Origin of the sequence: Rhodococcus sp. 06-1474-1B, assembly GCF_002258885.1 — a bacterium.
Classification (GTDB): domain Bacteria; phylum Actinomycetota; class Actinomycetes; order Mycobacteriales; family Mycobacteriaceae; genus Rhodococcoides; species Rhodococcoides fascians.
Genome location: NZ_NOYR01000005.1, coordinates 1 through 911 on the forward strand (window position 1 = coordinate 1; position 911 = coordinate 911).

At 65.4% G+C, this 911-nt stretch carries 1 protein-coding gene; it reads left to right on the forward strand.

Features of this window, described 5'->3' with window-relative positions:
- A partial coding sequence (locus CH266_RS00955) for a DUF222 domain-containing protein (RefSeq protein ID WP_141214463.1) occupies positions 1–911 on the forward strand: 911 nt, incomplete at both ends.

Below are 911 nucleotides of genomic sequence, written 5' to 3' on the forward strand. Positions count from 1 at the left end.
GCCCTCGCTCGCGGGTTGAAGAACTTCCCCGACATCGCCGACGCCGTGAACACCGGCGTCATGTCCGTCGACCACGCCGCCCTGATCCTCACCTTCGCCGAAACACCCCCGAAGAACCTCCCGCAAGAGGGTCGCGATATCGCCCGCACCGCGATGATCACCGCCGCCACCGGGCCTGGGGCACGCACCGACAAGATCCGTGAAGCGATCACCAAACTCGAAGACACCTACGGCAGCGACAAGCCGCCCCCTGAGGACACCGACCGCAACGAACTGTTCGCATCGAAGATGCTCAACCAACGCCTGTGCCTCAAGGCCGACTTCGATGCCGTCACCGCGGAAAAGCTCTTCACCGCACTCTCACCGTTGACCGAACCTCGGCCCGCAGCCAACGGCACCCCCGACGAACGCAGTCCTGCGAGGCGACGCGCCGACGCATTCGGGCAGATCCTCGACCACTACCTCGCCTCGAAGGATCGCCCCACCGAAGGCGGAGAGAGACCCCACATCAACCTGCACATCCGGTTGCAGGACCTCCACAGCCTGAGCGGTCAGAACAGCGACGACATCACCGACGACGAAACCACCCGCGCTGCAGCAGAATCCGACAACGCCGATCCAGCCGACCCGGTGGACATCGACGCCGGCAACCCGATCCACTCCGACCCAATACGATCCGACCCGACCGAGTCGGACGCGGCGAATGAACTCGAGACCGACAGCGCTGCCGGACCGAGCCCGGATCGCGGCGCGTATCGCGACTTGTTCGGTGACGGCACGTCGGTCGGGTGGCTACCGTGGATGGGACCACTCTCCCGCAACACCTCTCGCCAACTGGCCTGCGACTGTGTTCTCACCGCGATCGTCATGGACGAGAACGGCAACCCGTTGAACCTCGCCCGCACCGCCCG